This window comes from Corynebacterium endometrii (assembly GCF_004795735.1).
GTDB classification, from domain to species: Bacteria; Actinomycetota; Actinomycetes; order Mycobacteriales; family Mycobacteriaceae; genus Corynebacterium; species Corynebacterium endometrii.
Genome location: NZ_CP039247.1, coordinates 522076 through 540233 on the forward strand (window position 1 = coordinate 522076; position 18158 = coordinate 540233).

Annotated in this window: 13 protein-coding genes; 9 read left to right on the top strand and 4 right to left on the bottom strand. The window is 62.6% G+C overall.

Annotated elements, in window-relative coordinates; translation table 11 throughout:
* Nucleotides 1-13 precede the first annotated feature (13 nt).
* Nucleotides 14-2095, bottom strand: a complete 2082-nt coding sequence (locus tag CENDO_RS02385) for a M3 family metallopeptidase (protein WP_136140611.1) — start codon at nucleotides 2093-2095, stop codon at nucleotides 14-16.
* A 131-nt stretch (nucleotides 2096-2226) separates the two neighbouring features.
* Here CENDO_RS02385 and ppc point away from each other — a divergent pair, with 131 nt between their 5' ends.
* Complete coding sequence (gene ppc, locus CENDO_RS02390) at nucleotides 2227-4857, top strand: phosphoenolpyruvate carboxylase (RefSeq protein ID WP_136140612.1); 2631 nt, start codon at nucleotides 2227-2229, stop codon at nucleotides 4855-4857.
* Between the two features lie 285 nt (nucleotides 4858-5142).
* Here ppc and CENDO_RS02395 read toward each other — a convergent pair whose 3' ends face one another.
* Nucleotides 5143-7329, bottom strand: a complete 2187-nt coding sequence (locus tag CENDO_RS02395; protein WP_136140613.1) for an NADP-dependent isocitrate dehydrogenase — start codon at nucleotides 7327-7329, stop codon at nucleotides 5143-5145.
* A gap of 193 nt (nucleotides 7330-7522) precedes the next feature.
* Between CENDO_RS02395 and CENDO_RS02400 the strand changes: the two genes are divergently transcribed.
* The 6 genes from CENDO_RS02400 (at nucleotide 7523) to CENDO_RS02425 (ending at nucleotide 13401) form a co-directional block, all read left to right on the top strand.
* On the top strand, nucleotides 7523-8725 hold the full coding sequence (locus CENDO_RS02400; protein ID WP_342773420.1) for an MFS transporter: 1203 nt from the start codon (nucleotides 7523-7525) through the stop codon (nucleotides 8723-8725).
* A 5-nt stretch (nucleotides 8726-8730) separates the two neighbouring features.
* A complete protein-coding gene (locus tag CENDO_RS02405) occupies nucleotides 8731-9642 on the top strand; it encodes an exodeoxyribonuclease III (protein ID WP_136140614.1) in 912 nt (303 codons plus the stop codon).
* A 98-nt stretch (nucleotides 9643-9740) separates the two neighbouring features.
* Nucleotides 9741-9932: a hypothetical protein gene (locus CENDO_RS02410; RefSeq protein ID WP_136140615.1), complete on the top strand. Its 192-nt coding sequence runs from the start codon at nucleotides 9741-9743 to the stop codon at nucleotides 9930-9932.
* A gap of 100 nt (nucleotides 9933-10032) precedes the next feature.
* A complete protein-coding gene (trpS, locus tag CENDO_RS02415) occupies nucleotides 10033-11073 on the top strand; it encodes a tryptophan--tRNA ligase (RefSeq protein WP_136140616.1) in 1041 nt (346 codons plus the stop codon).
* A gap of 243 nt (nucleotides 11074-11316) precedes the next feature.
* Complete coding sequence (locus CENDO_RS02420; protein ID WP_136140617.1) at nucleotides 11317-12399, top strand: YhjD/YihY/BrkB family envelope integrity protein; 1083 nt, start codon at nucleotides 11317-11319, stop codon at nucleotides 12397-12399.
* Between the two features lie 90 nt (nucleotides 12400-12489).
* Entirely contained in the window at nucleotides 12490-13401 is a 912-nt protein-coding gene (locus CENDO_RS02425; protein ID WP_168707157.1) for an RDD family protein, read from the top strand.
* Here CENDO_RS02425 and CENDO_RS02430 read toward each other — a convergent pair.
* On the bottom strand, nucleotides 13398-14669 hold the full coding sequence (locus CENDO_RS02430) for a D-alanyl-D-alanine carboxypeptidase family protein (protein WP_136140619.1): 1272 nt from the start codon (nucleotides 14667-14669) through the stop codon (nucleotides 13398-13400). The two genes, CENDO_RS02425 and CENDO_RS02430, sit on opposite strands and share 4 nt — an antisense overlap.
* 3 nt (nucleotides 14670-14672) lie before the next feature.
* Here CENDO_RS02430 and CENDO_RS02435 point away from each other — a divergent pair, with 3 nt between their 5' ends.
* Both CENDO_RS02435 and CENDO_RS02440 read left to right on the top strand, forming a co-directional pair.
* Nucleotides 14673-15671 carry an amidohydrolase family protein gene (locus CENDO_RS02435; RefSeq protein ID WP_246014344.1) on the top strand — a complete coding sequence of 333 codons (999 nt, stop codon included), beginning with the start codon at nucleotides 14673-14675 and terminating at the stop codon, nucleotides 15669-15671.
* Nucleotides 15671-16750 (top strand): alpha/beta hydrolase, encoded by a 1080-nt coding sequence (locus CENDO_RS02440; protein ID WP_136140620.1) that lies wholly within the window; start codon nucleotides 15671-15673, stop codon nucleotides 16748-16750. The genes CENDO_RS02435 and CENDO_RS02440 overlap by 1 nt, the downstream gene beginning before the upstream one ends.
* 117 nt (nucleotides 16751-16867) lie before the next feature.
* On the opposite strand, the gene CENDO_RS02445 is transcribed toward CENDO_RS02440, so the two are convergent.
* Nucleotides 16868-18106, bottom strand: a complete 1239-nt coding sequence (locus CENDO_RS02445; RefSeq protein WP_136140621.1) for a hypothetical protein — start codon at nucleotides 18104-18106, stop codon at nucleotides 16868-16870.
* Between the last annotated feature and the right edge of the window lie 52 nt (nucleotides 18107-18158).

Here is an 18158-nt window from a genome sequence, read left to right on the forward strand (position 1 = left end):
TAAGCGCGGGAAGCTAGGCGCCGGATAGGCCGCGGCGCTTGAGGAGCGGGGCCAGGTCCTTGTCGCGGCCGCGCAACTCGCTGTATGCGCCCTTAAAGTCGCGGGCGGCTCCCCGGGAAAGGATTAGGTCGCGGAACTTCTGCCCGGCGGCGCGGGTGGCCTCTGGACTCGAGGCAGAACCGGCGGCCCCGCGTTCGCGGAACCATTCGAATCCGTCGGCGTCGAGCACCTCGGCCCACAGGTAGGAGTAGTAGCCCGCGGAGTATCCGCCGGCGAAGATGTGGTTGAAGTAGGTAGACCGGTAGCGCGGGCGAATGCTGCCGGCGCCCTCCGGCGCCCGCTCGCCGAGGCCGGCGGCGGCCAGCGCCTCTGCCTCGAACGCGTCGATGGCCTCCGGGGTGGCTTCCAGCTCTTTGGCCTGCTCCGGGGTCAGCGAGTGCCACGCCAGGTCGATGATGGACGCCGCGAGGTATTCCACCGTGGCAAAACCCTGGCCAAAGGCTTTCGCCTTGTCCACCGCGGCGAGCAGGTCATCCGGGATGGGCTCACCGGTTTCTACATGGAAGGCATAGTTTTTGACCAGGGAGGGATCCAGCGCCCAATTCTCATTGATCTGGGAGGGGAATTCCACCCAGTCGCGCGGAACGTTGGTGCCGGAGAAAGTGGGGTAGCGCACGTCCGAGAGGAGGCCGTGCAGAGCGTGGCCAAACTCGTGGAAGACCGTGTGCAGCTCATCGATGCTCAGCAGTGGCGTGGAACCGTCCGCCGGCTTGGTAATTCCCATGACGTTGACGATGACCGGCTTGGATTCCAGCAGCCGGGACTGGTCGCGGAAGGAAGACATCCAGGCGCCGCCGCGCTTCGACGGGCGAGCGAAGTAATCGGTCAGGAGCAGGCCGATGCCCTCCTTCTTGCCGTCCTCGCCTTCGCCGAAGACCTCCCAGACGCGCACGCCCTCCGCGTACCCCTGCAAATCGTCACGGGGCTCCACGGTGATCCCGTACAGGCGCCTTGCCGCCTCGAATACGCCGTCCGTAAGCACCCGGTCTAGCGGGAAGTACTTGCGAAGCTCCTCCTCGTCAAGGGAGAAATCGCGGGCGCGGACCTTTGATTCCCAGTAGGGCCAATCCGCCGGGGCGAAGCCCTGATCGTGGAGACCGGCTTCCTCGGCGAGCAGCTTGTGTTCGCCGGCGGCATTCGTGGCCGCGGCCGGGGCCAGGTCGAAGAGCATCTTCTTCGCCGCCGCCGCTTCACCGGCGGTCTCCTCCGCGATGACGTAATCCGCGTGCGTTTCAAAGCCTAAGAGCTGGGCGCGCTCGGCGCGCAACCGCACCGCCTCGACCAACCCGGCGGCGTTGACCTCGGAACCGCGAAGGTTGGACGCCTCGAACAGCGCGGCGCGGGATTCCGGCAGGGCCAAACGCGCCTGCTCGGATTGGTTGGTGGGCAGCTCCAGCGGGATGACGTAGCCATCCCTGCCCACCTGCTCTGCGTAGGCGGCGGCCGCATCGATGCGGGACTGGGGGAGGCCGGCGAGCTGGGCGGCGTCGGAAAAATGCACCGCGCGGGCGCGGGTATCGGCCAACAGGTTGCGGCCGAACTGCTCACTAAGTGCGGACAAACGCTGATTAATTTCGGACAGGCGGGCCTTATCTGATTCCTCCAGCGCGGCACCCTTGCGCACGAACATGCGCAGCAGGTGGCTATGCAGGCGCTGGGACTCCTCATCCTCCGGCGGGGTCACGGCCTGGAGGCGCTCATACAGAGCGGAGTTTTGATAAATGGCGTCCGCGTGCGCGGCGTACTGGGGGTAGAACTTCTCTGCAATCGCGTCCAGCTCCGCACTCGCATCCGTGCCGGACAGGTTGGAGAAAATGGAAGCCGCCCGGTCCAAATCCTGGCCGGAGGCCTCCAGCGCCTCTACGGTGTTTTCCCAGGTCGGGGCCTCGGCGTTTTCTACTATCCGGGAAATCTCCGCATCGTGGCGGGCAAAAGCCTCCTCGAATGCGGGGAGGAAATGCTCCGCCTTGATCTCCGCGAAGGGCGGGAGCTGGTAGGGGAGCGGGGATGGGACAAGCAAGGGGTTTATAGTCATTCCCTCAAAATACCCAAAAATGGGAAGCGGTGACCGGCGGGCGGAAAAGTCCTATATAAAGCCTGCTAAGCCCTGCCCACGCGTGTAACTTAATCTGCACAGCACAGATAAGATTTATCGAAAGGGTCGCCGTGACTGATCACGTCCGGGAAGATATCCGCCTACTCGGCCGAGTTTTGGGCCGCGTCATCGCGCAGCAGGAAGGCGAGGAAATCTACCAGCTGGTGGAATCCACCCGCCGCATGGCCTTTAGCGTGGCCCGCGGGGAGGCGCAGGCGTCTGACCTGTTGGCCATCTTCCGGGATATGGACATCACCAAGGCAAACCTGGTGGCGCGCTCCTTTTCCTATTTCGCGCTGCTAGCGAACATCGCCGAGGATCTAGATGATGAGTCCGTGCCCGCTCCGGCCTCGCTGGCCAAGACGCTGGAAAAGCTCAAGAATTCGGATATCAGCCCCGCCGAAGCCGCCACGGTGGTCCGCGAGGGGACCGTGGTTCCCGTCCTGACCGCCCACCCGACCGAGACGCGCCGCCGCACCGTCTTCGACGTGCAGACCCGCATCAAGGCCCTGCTCAAGCAGCGCAAGTGGGCCTCGGAGGAGGAGCGGGCCGAGATTGACCGCGAAATCCACCTGCGCATGACCCTGCTGTGGCAGACCGCGCTCATCCGCATTTCCCGTCCCACCATCGAAGACGAGGTGGATGTGGGCCTGCGCTACTTCAAGCTCTCCCTCTTAAAGCAGGTCCCCGCGCTCAACCGCGCCATCAAGGACGGCATGAAGGAGGCCTTTGGCCTGCAGCTTCCTGATCTGTCCATGGTTCAGATGGGGTCCTGGGTGGGCGGCGATCATGACGGTAACCCGTTCGTTAACGCGTCCACGCTGGAGTACGCCACGTCCAAGGCGTCGGAGACGGTGCTGCGTTACTACGAGGCGCAGGTGGGCAAGCTCGAGCGCGAAATCAGCCTGTCTGACCGCTATTCCTCTTGCTCCAAGGAGCTGATGGAGCTGGCGGATAAGGGGCGCAATGACGTGCCTTCCCGCGTGGATGAGCCCTACCGCCGGGCGCTCCACGGCGTCCGGGGCCGCGTCCGCGCCACCATGGGCCAGGGTGACTTTGAGCCTTACGCCACGCCAGCGGAGCTTTTGGCGGAGCTCGAAATCGTGGACCGCTCCCTGCGCCAGTTCAACGATGACGTGATTGCCGATGATCGCCTGGCCCGCCTGCGTTCCGCGGTAACCACCTTTGGCTTCCATCTCTACACCATTGACCTGCGCCAGAATTCCGATTCCTTCTGCGCGGTTCTCACCGAGCTCTTCGCGTTGGCCGGTTTGTCCGAGGACTACGCCTCGCTGTCCGAGCCCGCCAAGGTCGATCTCCTCGTGCGCGAGCTCCAGCAGCCGCGCCCCCTGCTATTCCCGGGCGCGAGCGGGCTGAGCGAGGACACGGAGAAGGAGCTGGGCATCTTTGCCACCGCGTCCCAAGCGGTCAAGAAGTTCGGCCCCAAGTCCGTGTCTTCCTGCATCATCGCCATGACAGGTGCCGTTTCCGACATCCTAGAGCCGATGGTGCTCCTCAAGGAGGTGGGCCTAGAAGGGGTTAACGTGGTACCGCTGTTTGAGACCATCGATGACTTGAAGTCCGCCGCCCCGATCCTGGAGCAGCTGTGGTCCGTGCCCTTCTACCGTGACTACCTGCGCAAGCGGGGAGACGTGCAGGAAGTCATGCTGGGCTACTCCGATTCAAACAAGGACGGCGGCTACCTGTCCTCCAACTGGGCGCTGTATGACGCCGAGTTGGAACTAGTTGAACTGTGCAAGAAGCACGGCGTGGAGCTGCGCCTGGCCCACGGCCGCGGCGGTGCGGTTGGCCGCGGCGGCGGCCCAACCTATGACGCCATCCTGGCCCAACCGAAGGGCGCGGTACAGGGCTCGGTCCGCATCACCGAGCAAGGCGAGGTAATCTCCGCAAAATACGGCAGCCCGGTCACCGCCCGCCGGCATCTGGAGGCCTTTGTGGCCGGCGCACTGGAGGCATCCCTCCTAGATACCGAGGGAATCGCCGAGCCGGAGCGAGCCTACTCCGTCATGCGCGAGATAGCCGACCTGGCCGGCCACAAGTACAAGGAACTCATTGGGGATCCGGGGTTCATCGAGTATTTCACCCAGTCCACTCCGCTTCACGAGATCGGGGACCTGAATCTGGGCTCCCGCCCGGCGGCGCGCAAGCAGACCACCGCCATCTCGGATCTGCGCGCCATCCCGTGGGTGCTGTCCTGGTCCCAGTCGCGCACCAATATCCCCGGCTGGTTCGGCGTGGGAACCGCCGTGACCACCTGGGCCGGCGAGGACGATAAGCGATGGGAGGAATTGGCCGAGCTCTACCGCACCTGGCCGTTCTTCCGCTCCGTCTTGTCCAACATGGCGCAGGTCATGGCGAAGGCCGAGATAAAACTCGCCCGGCTATACGCGGACCTAGTGGATGACAAGGCCATCGCCGATCGCATCTACTCGATGATCGCCTCCGAGTATGAACTGACCCGTTCCGTCTACCTCCGTATTACCGGCAACGAGGATCTGACGGGGGAGAACCCGCGCCAGGCCCGCTCCTTAAAGCGCCGCTACCCGTACCTGCTGCCGCTCAACGCCGTGCAGCTGGAACTTCTGCGCCGATACCGCGCCGGCGATGATTCCTTCCTGGTCTCCAAAACCATCCAGGTCACGATGAACGGCCTGGCGACCGCCCTGCGCAACTCCGGCTAAAGGTGGCCAGCGGCGGCCCGCGGTCGATTCCCGCCGGCGGCTTAGCCCCCAAATGACTGGATGCACCCGACCTACACCGAATAATTCGGCCCCGAAAAGCCGCCTTTTCCGGCTCGGGACGTTGGTGTAGGTCGGGTGCATCCAGTCATTTGCGTAGATTCACATGCCGGCGCTGGACAAGACGGCCCCGAACGGCGAAAGGCGCGCCTGGCGGATGGTCGACGTGAATCGACCAAGCACCGGGCGCGCCTTGTAGCGCTCTAGCTCGAAGGCTTACTTCAGGGCTTACTTCAAGGAAGCCAGGATCTCGTTGAACTTAGCGGAAGGACGCATAACGGCGTTGGCCTTCTCCTCGTCTGGGGAGTAGTAGCCGCCCAGGTCCGCAGGGGAACCCTGGTTGTCGATGAGGTCCTTGTTGATCTCCTCGGATGCCGCGGACAGCTCGCCCGCAACGGCCTTGAAGGCCTCCGCCAGCTCGGAGTCCTCAGACTGGTTAGCCAGCTCTTCGGCCCAGAAGGTGGTTAGGTAGAAGTGGGAACCGCGGTTGTCGATCTCGCCAACCTTGCGGGACGGGGACTTGCCCTCGGCCAGCAGGCGCTCGGTCGCCTTGTCGAGGGTAGCTGCCAGAACGCCGGCCTTCTCGTTGCCGTTGGTGTGCAGCTCGTGGCGGAAGGACTCGGCCAGGGCCAGGAACTCGCCCAGGGAATCCCAGCGCAGGTGGTTTTCTTCCTCGACCTGCTGAACGTGCTTAGGAGCGGAGCCGCCCGCACCGGTCTCGAAGAGGCCGCCGCCTGCCATCAAAGGTACAACGGAGAGCATCTTTGCAGAGGTGCCCAGCTCGAGGATCGGGAACAGGTCCGTGTTGTAGTCACGCAGGACGTTACCGGTCACGGAGATGGTGTCCTCACCGCGGCGGATGCGCTCGATGGAGCGCTTGGTTGCCTCGACTGGGGATGCGATGGTGATATCCAGGCCCTCAGTGTCGTGGTCTCCCAGGTACTTCTCGACCAGCTTGATGAGCTGTGCATCGTGGCCGCGCTCTGGGTCCAGCCAGAAGATAGCTGGCATGCCGGAGATGCGGGAACGGGTGACGGCGAGCTTGACCCAGTCCTGGATTGGGGCGTCCTTGGTCTGGCAAGCGCGCCAGATATCGCCCTCTTCGACGTCATGCTCGATGAGCACGTCGCCGGCGGTGTTAACTACCTGCACCTTGCCGGCGGCCGGGACCTTGAAGGTCTTGTTGTGGGAGCCGTACTCCTCGGCCTTCTGGGCCATCAGGCCGACGTTAGGAACGGTACCCATGGTGGCTGGGTCGTAAGCGCCGTTCTCGCGGCAGTCATCGATGACCGCCTGGTAGACACCCGCGTAGGAGGAATCAGGGATAACGGCGAGGGTCTCCTGCTCCTTGCCCTCGGCGTTCCACATGATGCCGCCGCCGCGGATCATGGCTGGCATGGAAGCGTCGATGATCACGTCGGAAGGAACGTGCAGGTTGGTGATGCCCTTATCGGAGTTCACCATGGCCAGGTCTGGGCCGTCCGCCAGCGCCTGGTCGAACGCGGCCTTAATCTCAGCGCCGTTGTCCAGATCCTCCAGACCGGCGTAGATGGCGCCGAGGCCGTTCTCGCCGTTGAGGCCGGCCTCGAGCAGCTCGGAGCCGTACTTGTCATAAACGTCGGCGAAGAACGCGCGGACAACGTGGCCGAACAGAATTGGGTCGGAGACCTTCATCATGGTGGCCTTCAGGTGAGCGGAGAAGAGAACGCCCTCTTCCTTGGCGCGCTTTACCTGCTCGGCCAGGAATGCGTCTAGGGCCTTGGCGGACATGAAGGTGCCGTCAATGACCTCATCCTTGATTACCGGAAGCTTGTCCAGGAGCACGGTCTCGGTGCCGTCGGCGGCAACGTGCTTAATCTGCAGCGTGTCATCCTTTTCGATGATGACGGACTTCTCATTGTGGCGGAAGTCGTTTGCATCCATCGTTGCAACGTTGGTCTTGGAATCCTTGGTCCACTCGCCCATGCGGTGCGGGTTCTTCTTCACGAAGTTCTTAACCGCCTCAGGTGCGCGGCGGTCAGAGTTGCCCTCACGCAGGACCGGGTTAACGGCGGAACCGGTAACAACCGCGTACTTTTCAGGCGCGTCCTCATAATTAGGAATGTCGTAACCGGCGGCCTGCAGCTCAGCGATGGCCTTCTTCAGCTGAACCAGGGACGCAGAGATGTTTGGCAGCTTGATGATGTTTGCCTCAGGGGTCTTGGCTAGCTCGCCCAGCTGGGTCAGAGCGTCAGGGACCTTCTGCTCATCGGTCAGGCGGTCTGGGAACTGCGCCAGGATGCGGCCCGCCAGGGAAATGTCGGCGGTCTCAACCTCAATACCTGCGGTGGAAGCGAATGCCTCAACAACCGGCTTGAAGGAGTAGGTAGCCAGCAACGGCGCTTCGTCAGTACGGGTCCAGATAATCTTTGCCATGTCTCTCCTCTTTAAGTGGAAAATGTTCAACTTACTAGGATACCCATCCCGCGTCCGCCACGTCATCCAAAGGCGATAAAACCACCCCTGCTTAAGATGTGACCCGCGACACATCGGTGCCGCTAGGGTCAGCTTCCTTACCAACCGATCCCCGGACGTGCGTTTGAGCGCCCCACGGTCTAGGGTTGCGCGAGTGAAAATCGCGCGCAGAATCCCCCAGCAAACCCAGATCAGCAAGCGCCAACGCGCCATCATCATGGTGGCCCTAGCCTTAGGCGGCTTTGGCATCGGCACTACGGAGTTCGTCTCCATGGGCCTGCTGCCGCTCATCGCAGAGGACTTTGGGGTCACCGAGGATACGGCCGGGCAGGTGATTTCCGCATACGCCATGGGCGTGGTGATTGGCTCGCCTCTTATCACCGCGTTTACCGGCCGCATTCCGCGCCGCCGCCTACTCATCATTTTGATGGCCGCGTTTACCGTGGGCAACGCTCTGTCCGTGCTGGCGACCAATTACCCCGTGTTGCTCGCCGCGCGCTTTATCGCCGGGTTGCCCCATGGCGCATACTTCTCCGTGGCCGGCTTATGCGCGGCGTCCATGGCGGATCGCGGCCAGCGCGGCAGGGCGGTGGCGCTTATTGGCCTGGGCCTTTCGGTGGCCACGGTCGTTGGTGTGCCAGCCGCCCAGGCCCTCGGCGCTGGGCTGGGGTGGCACGCGGCCTACGTGCTGGTGGCGTTCATCGGGCTGACCACCTTGGCCCTGCTCTATGCCCTCATGCCACACATGACCCGCATGAAGCCCACCTCCGTGGCCACGGAACTGGGCGCGTTCAAGCGCGCGCAGGTGTGGCTCACCCTGCTCATGGGAGCGGTGGGATTCGGCGGAATGTTCGCGGTCTACACCTACATCGGCTGGATCATGACGGAGCGCGCCGGGCTCGCGGAATCCTGGATGCCGGTAGTTCTAGCCGTCTACGGCGTGGGCATGGTCCTCGGTAACTTCCTGGGCGGCTGGCTGGCGGACCGCAACCTGGAGCTGGGCATCCTGCTCGCGCTCGTGATGATCGTTACCGTGCTCGTGGCTTTCTTCTTCACCTCGCACCACCCGTGGCTGGGCATGGCCAACTTCGGGCTGGTGGGATTCTTTGGGTCCGCGCTGGTGCCATCCCTCCAGGTCCGCCTCATGGATGTGGCCGGGGACGCCCAAACCCTGGCGGCATCGCTGAACCATTCCGCCCTCAACTTGGCGAATGCGGCCGGCGCGGCGCTGGGCGGCGCGGTGATCGGCGCGGGCTTTGGCTACGGCGCCCCGGCGCTGGCGGGCGCGGGCCTGGCATTGGCCGCGATTGTCGTGTGGGTGGTTACCCAAGCCGTCAAGAAGGTGTCTGTAGAGTAACTGTCATGACTTTTACCATCGCTTCTGTCAATGTCAACGGCATCCGCGCGGCGTGCAAGCAACGCAGCGAGGAGAACCTGGGATTTAACCACTGGCTCGCACAAACCAGCGCTGACGTGGTGCTTATGCAGGAGGTGCGCGCAACCCCCAAGCAGACCGAAGCGGCATTGGCACCGGCCATGGAGGCCGGCTGGTCCCACTTGGCCATGAGCGAGGCTGAGGCCAAGGGCCGCGCGGGCGTGGGCATCCTATCCCGCACCCCGCTTTCCGAGGTCTCCGTTGGTTTTGGTTCCTTCGCCACCGGCCGCTACATTGAGGCATCCGTTGAGAAGGAAGGCGAAAGCTTCCGTGTGGCCTCCCTGTACCTGCCATCCGGCGCCGTGGGCACGGAGAAGCAGGATGAGAAATACCGTTTCCTCGATGAGTTCGCGCAGGTGCTGGCCGAGCGCCCCGCAAGCTACCCCAACATGGTCATCGGCGGCGACTGGAACATCTGCCACCGCGCGCAGGATTTGAAGAACAATAAGTCAAATGAGAAAAAGTCCGGTCACCTGCCGGAGGAGCGCGCGTTTATGGATCACGTCTTTGGCGCCTTCCCGGACCCGGAGCCGCAGGCAAAGAAGGGCTTGGGAGACTACTTCGGCGCGGTGGAGTATGCGGGAAATACCGCTTGGCAGGCCTCGGAATCGCCGCAGTGGTTTGACGTGGTCCGCCGCCTGCACCCCGACGCGGACGGCCCGTACTCCTGGTGGACCTACCGTGGGCAGGCCTTCAACAATGACGCCGGGTGGCGCATCGACTACCAGGCGGCCACTAAGCCCATGCTTGACCGCGCGGAACGCACCTGGGTGGACCGCGCCGATAGCGTGGAGATGCGCTGGTCTGATCATTCGCCGGTGGTTGTTGAGTATCGCTAAACTTCTCCGGTGCCCTTGACCCGCACCCGCGCAATGGTAGACTAGCCGGGTCCTGAACCAAGTTTTTAAACGAACTCACACTTCCTGGAGTAAATAGCATGGCAAGCGCAATTATTGAATTGGTGCTGGGGGTTATCCTCCTAGCGGTAGGCCTGTGGTGGTGGACCGTTATGGGTCCGTCCTTCGCATTCCTTGCTCCAACCATCCTCGCGGGTGTTGGCGGTGCTCTAATCGTGGCTGCGATCGCAACCTTCCTCGATATCAAGAGCCCTACCTCCCGCAAGCTGTAGAAGCATCGACGATCTAGCACTCCACGTGCTAGCGGCGGCGTACCCTTTAATCCGGTACGCCGTTTTTTATTGCTCCCATAGGGCCTTAAAGTAGGAAGACATGTCTGAAGAAACCACCACCCCAACCCCCGCCGCAGGCTCCCGCATCCTGTCCGGCATTCAGCCCACCGCTGATTCTTACCACCTGGGTAACTTCCTGGGCGCGTTGAAGCAGTGGATCGATCTGCAGGAGGGCTATGACGCCTTCTACTTCATCCCCGATCTCCATGCCATCACGGTGGATCAGGATCCTGCCGAGCTGCGCGAACGCACCATCGCCGGCGCGGCGCAGCTGATTGCGCTGGGCATTGACCCAACCCGCTCCACCCTGTTTGTCCAGTCCCACGTGCCAGCCCACGCCGAGCTGACCTGGGTGCTGCAATGCCTGACCGGCTTCGGTGAGGCCTCCCGCATGACGCAGTTCAAGGACAAGTCCGCAAAGCGCGGTTCTGACCGCACCTCCGTGGGCCTTTTTACCTACCCCATGCTCATGGCGGCCGATATCCTGCTCTACTCCCCGCATTACGTGCCGGTGGGCGAGGATCAGCGCCAGCACCTGGAGCTCACCCGCAACCTGGCGGAGCGCTTCAACACCCGCTTCGGCGAGGTCTTCCGCGTGCCGGAGCCGTTTATTCCCGAAGGGGCAGCGAAGATTTACGACCTCCAGGATCCAACGTCCAAGATGTCAAAATCCGGTGACAACCCCAAGGGCCTGATTAACCTGCTGGATTCGCCAAAGACATCCGCTAAGCGCATTAAGTCAGCCGTGACCGATGACCTGGCTAAGGTGGCTTTCGATCGTGAGAATCAGCCGGGCGTGTCCAACCTGCTGGTCATCAACTCCGCCCTGTCCGGAGAGTCCATCGACTCCCTCGTGGACAAGTACGCAGACAAGGGCTACGGCCACCTGAAGGTGGATACCGCCGAGGTGCTGGAACAGTTCGTCACCCCGCTTAAGGCCCGCTTCGACGAGCTCATGGCGGATCGCGGGGAGCTGGAACGCATCCTGGCCGACGGCGCCGACCGCGCGTCCGAGGTCGCCGAGCCCCTCCTCGACAAGGTGTATGACGCCGTGGGGTTCCTTCCACGTCTGCGCCGCTAGGTCCCGCACCCGCTTTCGTGAACGCTCAGGCGTTGACGAAGGCGACTAAACGGGCGCGAGTCCGGGCGGGCTCGCAGGCCCCGCAGGGTTGCAATCTGGCAACAATGCGGGGCCGTTTGGCTACCTAGCTAACTATCCCAACTCATTTATCAGTACGCTAGTCCTGGTTAATAGATTCTCTATCGTGAACAACCCCGAGTGACGATCACGTGACAACAGACGCAGAAGGGATTCTTTCTCGCCGTGGCAACTACGACGCAATGGAACAGTGAGAAGACTGACGATTACGGCATCGAACGCAGCCGTCAGGATGAGCCAACCGCAATCGATAAGGTGCGCGATAAGTCGCCCATGGTAGACCACCTGATGCGCATGCAGGACCGCTACGTCTCCGAGGGAGGCAACCAGTTCGCCGCGGGTATCACGTACTTCTCCGTCCTCTCCATCTTCCCGCTGATGATGCTGCTTACCGCAACAGCGGCCGCGGTCCTGGCAAACCGCCCCGAGCTGATGACCCAGCTGCAGGAGCAGATCACCTCCTCGATCGAGGGGGATCTGTCCGATACGGTCAATGAGATCCTGGAAACCGCGATTAGTCAGCGCGCCGCGATGTTCGGCGTCGGTGGTTTGACGGCCCTGTGGTCCGGCCTGGGCTGGATGTTCAACCTGCGCGCGGGCATCTCGGCGATGTGGAACCTGGATGTTAATGAGGGCACCGGTAACTTCTTTGTCACCAAGCTCAAGGACCTGCTCGGCCTGATTGGCCTGCTGCTGGCCCTGGTGCTTGCCTTCGGCGTCACCGCGATTGCCTCCTCCGGAATCATCCGCACCATCTTCGGCTGGGTTGGGCTGGACGAGTTCCCGGGCATGGGCATCGTCTTCTGGCTGATTGGTCTAGCCATCGGCCTGCTGGCAAACTTCCTGGTCATGCTGTGGCTGATTAAGTTCCTGCCGCGCACCAAGGTGCCAATGAAGTCCGCGCTCAAGGGCGCGCTTGTTGGCGCCGTGGCCTTCGAGCTGATTAAGCAGCTGTCCACCGTGATTGTCTCCTCCGCAACGGGCAATCCCGCCGGCGCAGTCTTTGGCCCGGTTATCGCCCTGATGATTGTCCTTTACCTGGTATGGCGCGTCATCCTGTACGTTTCCGCCTGGACTGCGACGACCGAGGAGTCCATGCGCATGGTTGAGACGCCGGTTCCAGCCCCCGCCGTCATTCGCGTGCGCAACGAGATTAAGGAAGGCCCATCTACCGGGGCCACCCTTGGCGCGGGCGCGGCGCTGGGTGCCGTAGCCGCCGGTGCTGTGGCCTTGCTACGCAAGAAGTAACCCCGCGGGGTCTAGCCCGCTAAAGCTAAGACAACAAGTCTTCGAACGTTCCGCGTCGGAATGTCCGGGGGCTTGACTAATATCGGGTTTATGACTTCTTCAGCGAACGTGCCGAACCTGTATGAGTACTATGGTCTAGACCGCGGTGATGCGTGTTCTGCGATGGGCATACTCCTGGCGGACAAGGATGCCCTTTTAGAGTCGCAGGGTTGCGCGGTCACGGACCCGCGTAGATCCGAGTTGCAGTTGGCGTTCGCGGTGCTTTCTTCCCCCGCTAAGCGCGGCCTGTATGACCGGGCCCTGGCCGCGGGGCGTGCCATCACGAGGGCCGAATTGGAGTATTTGGCAAACTTCGGTGTCTGGCCGGATCCCGCGTTGCAGCGTGGCGCGGTCCCGCCGCAACCGCCGGAGCAACCGCAGCCAAGGCCGCAGCAGCCGTACAAGATGCCGCAGCCTTCCCCATACGCCCAGCCTTACAATCCGTTCCAGCAGCGGGGCTATCAGGCCCCTGTACCGGCTGAGGTTCCTGAGCAAACTGCGGATAATCTGCGGGCCTACTCCGCCTACTTAAACGGCCCTGCGGAGCGGGCCACGGCGGGCCAGCGGGTTGTAATGGCCATGATTGATTTTAGCGTCGTGGCAATGCTTTCGTCCCTGGCGGTCGGTTTGTTCGCATGGACGGATAATACTGCAGCCTTATCCCTACTACTGCTTTCCGTCCTCTACGTTGTGGGGCTGGAATCACGGTTCGGCGCGACCTTGGGCAAGAAGCTGCTGGGCTATGAGGTTAGGAACCGCAAGAACGGACAAAAGCTCAGCGTGGTGGAGTCAGCGAAGCGCCAATGGTTCAAACTGGTGTACTTCATTCCGGGCCCTGGAACCGTCGCATCCATTGTGGGCGCTATCTGGGGCTGGGACAGCATCAACAAAAGCAACGATTTTATTTCGGTCCACGATGACATAGTTGATGCCGAGGTCGTAAAGATGCGTAAACAACCCTAGCGCTTGCGGTGCCGGCCGGGACGGCGGGATATGGACCAGAACGCCGCGGCTAGGGCGCAGGAGCCGATTAAGAACGCAATCAACCAGGGAACCCAGGCGCCACTGGTGCTCAGCGTGGGCTCTAGATCAGGATTCGTGGCAGCGGGCGCCGGGGTGGGGGCAGAACCAGAAGGCGTAGAAGTCGGTGCAGATAGCTCATCCCTGGAGGACTCGGCCCGCTGAGCACTTAAGGTGTCTACGCCGGAACCCGCCGGGACCGTATAAGCCTCGTTGAGGAGTCGCTGGGCCTGCTGCCAGGCGCGTGGGCCGTGATCCACGGTGGTATCAAGCAAAACCGCGAACAGGCGGCGGCCATTACGGTCCAGGGCGCCAACAAACGTATGGTTCGCGTCATCGGTGTAACCGGTCTTGCCCCCAATTCCATCCGGGTCGTTTAAGAAGAGGCCATTGTCATTCCACAACTCGTATCCGGGTACATCGCCGTAGCCGGGGAATTTCACCTTTTCCGTGTTGACCAGGCGGGCAAACGCTGGGTTTGAGTAGGCGGCCCGATAGATTAACGCCATGTCGTAGACGGAGGTCGACATGCCAGGAGCATCGAGTCCGGAATAGCTAGCTGCGTAAGTGGAGGTGGTTCCCAATCGCTTGGCCAGAGCATTGACCTTCTCCAGCGCGCTTTCATCGCCGCCCAGCTCCTGGGCCAGGGCGTGGGCCGCGTCATTGCCGGAGGCCATGAGAAGCCCCTGCAGGAGTTGTTCGATGGTGTATTTGCCTCCGGAGCCCAGCCCTACGGCCGAGCCGTCAATAGTGGCGGAAGCCTCGGAGGCCTCGATTGTTGTGGAGAGATCCAGCTCTTCGATTACAACGAGCGCCAGCAGCGCCTTAATGATCGATGCCGGCCGGTAGCGGCCGTGTGGGTCTTTGATGGCGATGATCTCACCGGAATCAATGTCCGCCACAATCCAGGCGCTGGCCATGAGATCTTTGGGGACGGTGAAACCGGCCGGGGCGCTGATGCCACACGCCGCGTCCATCACCGGCGGAAGCGGGGTAGGGGCTGCCTGACCCGGTGCGAGGCGTTCAGACGTAGTGACCGGCTTGGGCGGGGTGAGACGAAACGGGCAATCATCAGTTGAGGGGGCCGCGGTGCGGGTGGTGGGCTCCGGGGTGGACTCCGCCACCCCAGGAAGAGGCGTGGTGGCTTCCTGGGCGTATGCCTGCGGGCACGCTAGCGCGGCGCAGACGGCCACTGCAAGGAACTTCTTCATGACATGACACATCTTAAGCCCCCGCCTACGATGGTCCGTATGCATGACGCACCGATTATTAGCCCGGAAAACAAAAGCTCTTCACGTGAGATCATTGAGACCCTGCCCAAGGTGGACCTCCACGTGCACGTCCCCGCCGCGGGAGATCCGCGCGAAGACGTGCACGCATGCCTCGAAAAATTGGCAGCGGACCGGGTCGCGTATGCGGAACTGCGTGTGAGCCCCGAGTCCTACGAGGGCCGTCCGGCGGAGATTATCTCCCTGGCTCTCGAAGGTTTAGACGTGCCGGGCATCGATGCCCGCCTGGTCATTGAGGTGCGTAAGGATACGGGCCGCGCCGAGGAGATCGCCGGGCTGGCCGTGGAATGCGCGCAACGCGACCCGCGCGTGGTGGGCGCTGACTTTGCGGGTCCCGGTTCACTGGATGCAGTTGCGCAGGCCGCGGCAGTTTTGCGCCAGGCGTATGTGCCGTTTTCAGTCCAGGCCGGAGCGGAGGACTTCGAGGAGATTAGCCAGGCGGTACAGCTGGGGGCGACCCGCATCGGCTTTGCGACCGCGGTATTGGAGGATTTCACCGCGACCGTTGATGGCATCGTTCCGGGCAAGGTGTCGAGCTGGCTGCGAGACCGCCGGGTGACCATTGAATCGGCACCCCTGCACGAACAGAGGCAAGGCGCCTTGGATGACATTGAGGATCACCCGCTGCCGCTGCTGCATCAGCTTGGCTTTACCTGCGCCATTTGCGCCGGCGATGGTGCCTCCGGCAGCCTCACGGACGTGTTTGAGGCCCTGCACGAGCGTTTCACCTATGGCCTTGAGGAGTTCTTTGAGCACACCGTTAAGGCCCTGGACAATGCTTACTGCGCAATGGAGGATCGCCAGCACATCCTGGAGACCTACATCGTTCCCGGCTATCGGGCATATGCGGACGCGGAATACGCAGAGGATGCCGCCTTTGCCGGTAAGCCAGATGCCGACGCCGAAGACGGCGAGCAGCACTAATGCATCGGCGCGTCAAGGGTGGCCTCTACGCCGCGGGAGGGCTGGCCGCGGCCGGTGCGCTGACCGCCTGCGCCTGGGGCGCGGCGGGCTACGCCTATGCGCGAACCCGCAGGCCATTTCTGTCCGAGGTAGCCCCCGAGCTTCGCAGCCCCGCGCTCTACTGGCCGGGTCATCTGCTACCGGAGCGGGGCTTTATCTGGTTGTCCCGGCTGATAAACCTGGTCAACCCGGACCGCGCGTATAGCGCTGATTATCCGGTGGACCTTGACATAGTCGCGGGCAAGTCTCCTGAAGGCCATCCCTTCCGCGCCCGCAGGCTGACCCCTCACGCGGGTAGGGACACCCTCAAGCCCGCAATGCTGTGGACCCATGGAGGCGGCCACCTGATCGGCAGCGCGGGATTTTATGACCCGCAAAATGCCCGCATCGCTGCCGAACTGGGCATGGTGGTCTACGCGGCGGAGTACCGCAAGTCTACCGAGGCACCGTTTCCCGCCGACCTCGATGATTGCTACGCGGTGCTGCGCTACATGCAGGACAACGCCCGGGACCTAGGCATAGATCCGGAGCGGATTGCAGTCTGCGGTGATTCCGCCGGAGGCGGGTTGGCCGCGGGAGTGGTCCAACGCGCGCATGATGCGGGCCATCCCGTGGCTTTCCAGGGCTTGGTATATCCCATGATCGACCACCGCACCGGCCAGGTGGGTGACGTAAAAGCTGGCTCCATGGGCCAGTTCATCTGGTCCCCGCAATCCAACCGGGGAGCGTGGGCGCAGTATTTGGGCGCGGACCACATCGCCCGCGGCAAGCAGGGCCGGCTGCCACAGTATGCGTCCCCCGCGCGCCGGGAGGACCTGAAGGGGCTGCCCACGACCTGGATAGGTGTGGGCAGCATCGACCTATTCCACGATGAATCCGTGGCCTTTGCCCGGCGCCTGGCGGAGGCCGGCGTACCCGTCGACTTAGAGGTCTATGAGGGCGCATATCACGGTTTTGAGCACATCAAGCCCAAGGCCCCACAGTCGCGTAAGCTGCTCACTGACTTTATCGCCGCGGTGAGAACCGGGGTAGGGGCCTAGGCGCACGCCGAGGAGGCGGAAGGTGAAATACCGGCAAGCGCCTGGGGCGCGGAAACTAAGCAAAGAAAAAGCACCTAACCGCCTTGAAAGGGGGCTAGGTGCTAAAGAACTGCTTGCCTAGAACTTGGAGAAGCGCTTTACCAGCATCTCTTCGATCTTCTTCCAGGCCTCCGCATGGTCGGAGTACGGCTTGGAGGGGACGTAACCCGCGTGCTCGGTGGAGCCCAGCATGTATCCCAAGTAATCCTGGAAGCGCGGGTTTGCCAGGAGGAACTCGTTGATGGAATCATCGCCAGCCCAGTCCGCCGCGTCCGCGCAGACTTCATAACAGCGCCCCAGCTGATCCGCATCAACTTCCTCTGGCCCCTTTTCTATGGAACGGGTAAGGCCGTTAAAGGAGTACTGGTTGTCCGGGTGGACCATGACCTCAAGCTCGCCGGCGTTGGCAGCGGTGGCCAAATCCTCCCAGGTAGACACCCGTGCCAAATCATGGTCATCGTGCTCCATTATCCAGCGCTGCAGGTGCTTGCCGGTTGGGAAGGTGAAGATTTCACCCCATTTGCCCAGGAAGACAGGCTTGGACCCCAGGTAAGTGCGCAACGTGTATACGGACTTGGAATCGATGGTGATTTTCACCGGGTCAATGCCGGCTGCGGCCCACGCGGACTTGTCATACGGGTCAGCCTGCTCCGCGGCGGCCTTGCGCGCTTCCGCGGCCTCGGTGCGTGCCTTCTCGGCCGCGGCGGTGGCGGCCTGGATGCGGGTTTCTGCGTCAGTAATTGCGGCGGAATCTAGATCGGAGCTCGGGACTATCTTGACGGCCTCATCGAAGTCCTCGATGACCTGCTTCCAGTTGCCCAGGATTACGCGGCCCACGCCGGACCATTCACTCAATCCCTGGTCGCCGGAGTAGTGCTCGGCGCCGCGAGGCACGTTGCGCAGGATGGAGTGTGAGGCGAAGAAGATAGAGGTCTTGTTGCAGCCGGCAACCTCGGCGAGGTGCTCGGCGATCTCCAGGTTGCGGGCGACGGTGGAGACGTTCTCGTGGGACGGGCGACCCGCCAGGTACTCGGGCACGCCGATTAGGTCATACTCATCCCGCTTGCCCGGAACCACACGATCGGCTTCGCGCGCATTGAATGACTCCCAGTGCGGATGGCCTAGCAGGTCATGGCGGGCACCGGACTCAATGAAGGCTAGGAGTTCTGCGGGGGAGTTAAACAGCAGTACGTTGACGTCATCGCCCAAAAAGGCGTGCCATTCCGTGCCGTTTTGGCGCCACTTTGGGGCGTAGAGGGTGAAAAAATCCCCCTCGGTAAGGGACAGCTGTACGGGAACGATTGCGCGGGTGCTCATGGGCACACAGTCTACTCAAATCGCAAGACAATCCACATATTTGGCCCGCGTG

What these genes read in the sequence shown, in the direction of transcription:
- CENDO_RS02445 (WP_136140621.1), bottom strand. Translation starts at nt 18,106, where the DNA reads ATGAGCACCCGCGCAATCGTTCCCGTACAGCTGTCCCTTACCGAGGGG.
- CENDO_RS02410 (WP_136140615.1), top strand. Translation starts at nt 9,741, where the DNA reads ATGGCAAGCGCAATTATTGAATTGGTGCTGGGGGTTATCCTCCTAGCG.
- CENDO_RS02425 (WP_168707157.1), top strand. Translation starts at nt 12,490, where the DNA reads ATGACTTCTTCAGCGAACGTGCCGAACCTGTATGAGTACTATGGTCTA.
- CENDO_RS02395 (WP_136140613.1), bottom strand. Translation starts at nt 7,329, where the DNA reads ATGGCAAAGATTATCTGGACCCGTACTGACGAAGCGCCGTTGCTGGCT.
- CENDO_RS02435 (WP_246014344.1), top strand. Translation starts at nt 14,673, where the DNA reads ATGACACATCTTAAGCCCCCGCCTACGATGGTCCGTATGCATGACGCA.
- CENDO_RS02405 (WP_136140614.1), top strand. Translation starts at nt 8,731, where the DNA reads ATGACTTTTACCATCGCTTCTGTCAATGTCAACGGCATCCGCGCGGCG.
- trpS (WP_136140616.1), top strand. Translation starts at nt 10,033, where the DNA reads ATGTCTGAAGAAACCACCACCCCAACCCCCGCCGCAGGCTCCCGCATC.
- CENDO_RS02430 (WP_136140619.1), bottom strand. Translation starts at nt 14,669, where the DNA reads ATGAAGAAGTTCCTTGCAGTGGCCGTCTGCGCCGCGCTAGCGTGCCCG.
- CENDO_RS02440 (WP_136140620.1), top strand. Translation starts at nt 15,671, where the DNA reads ATGCATCGGCGCGTCAAGGGTGGCCTCTACGCCGCGGGAGGGCTGGCC.
- CENDO_RS02385 (WP_136140611.1), bottom strand. Translation starts at nt 2,095, where the DNA reads ATGACTATAAACCCCTTGCTTGTCCCATCCCCGCTCCCCTACCAGCTC.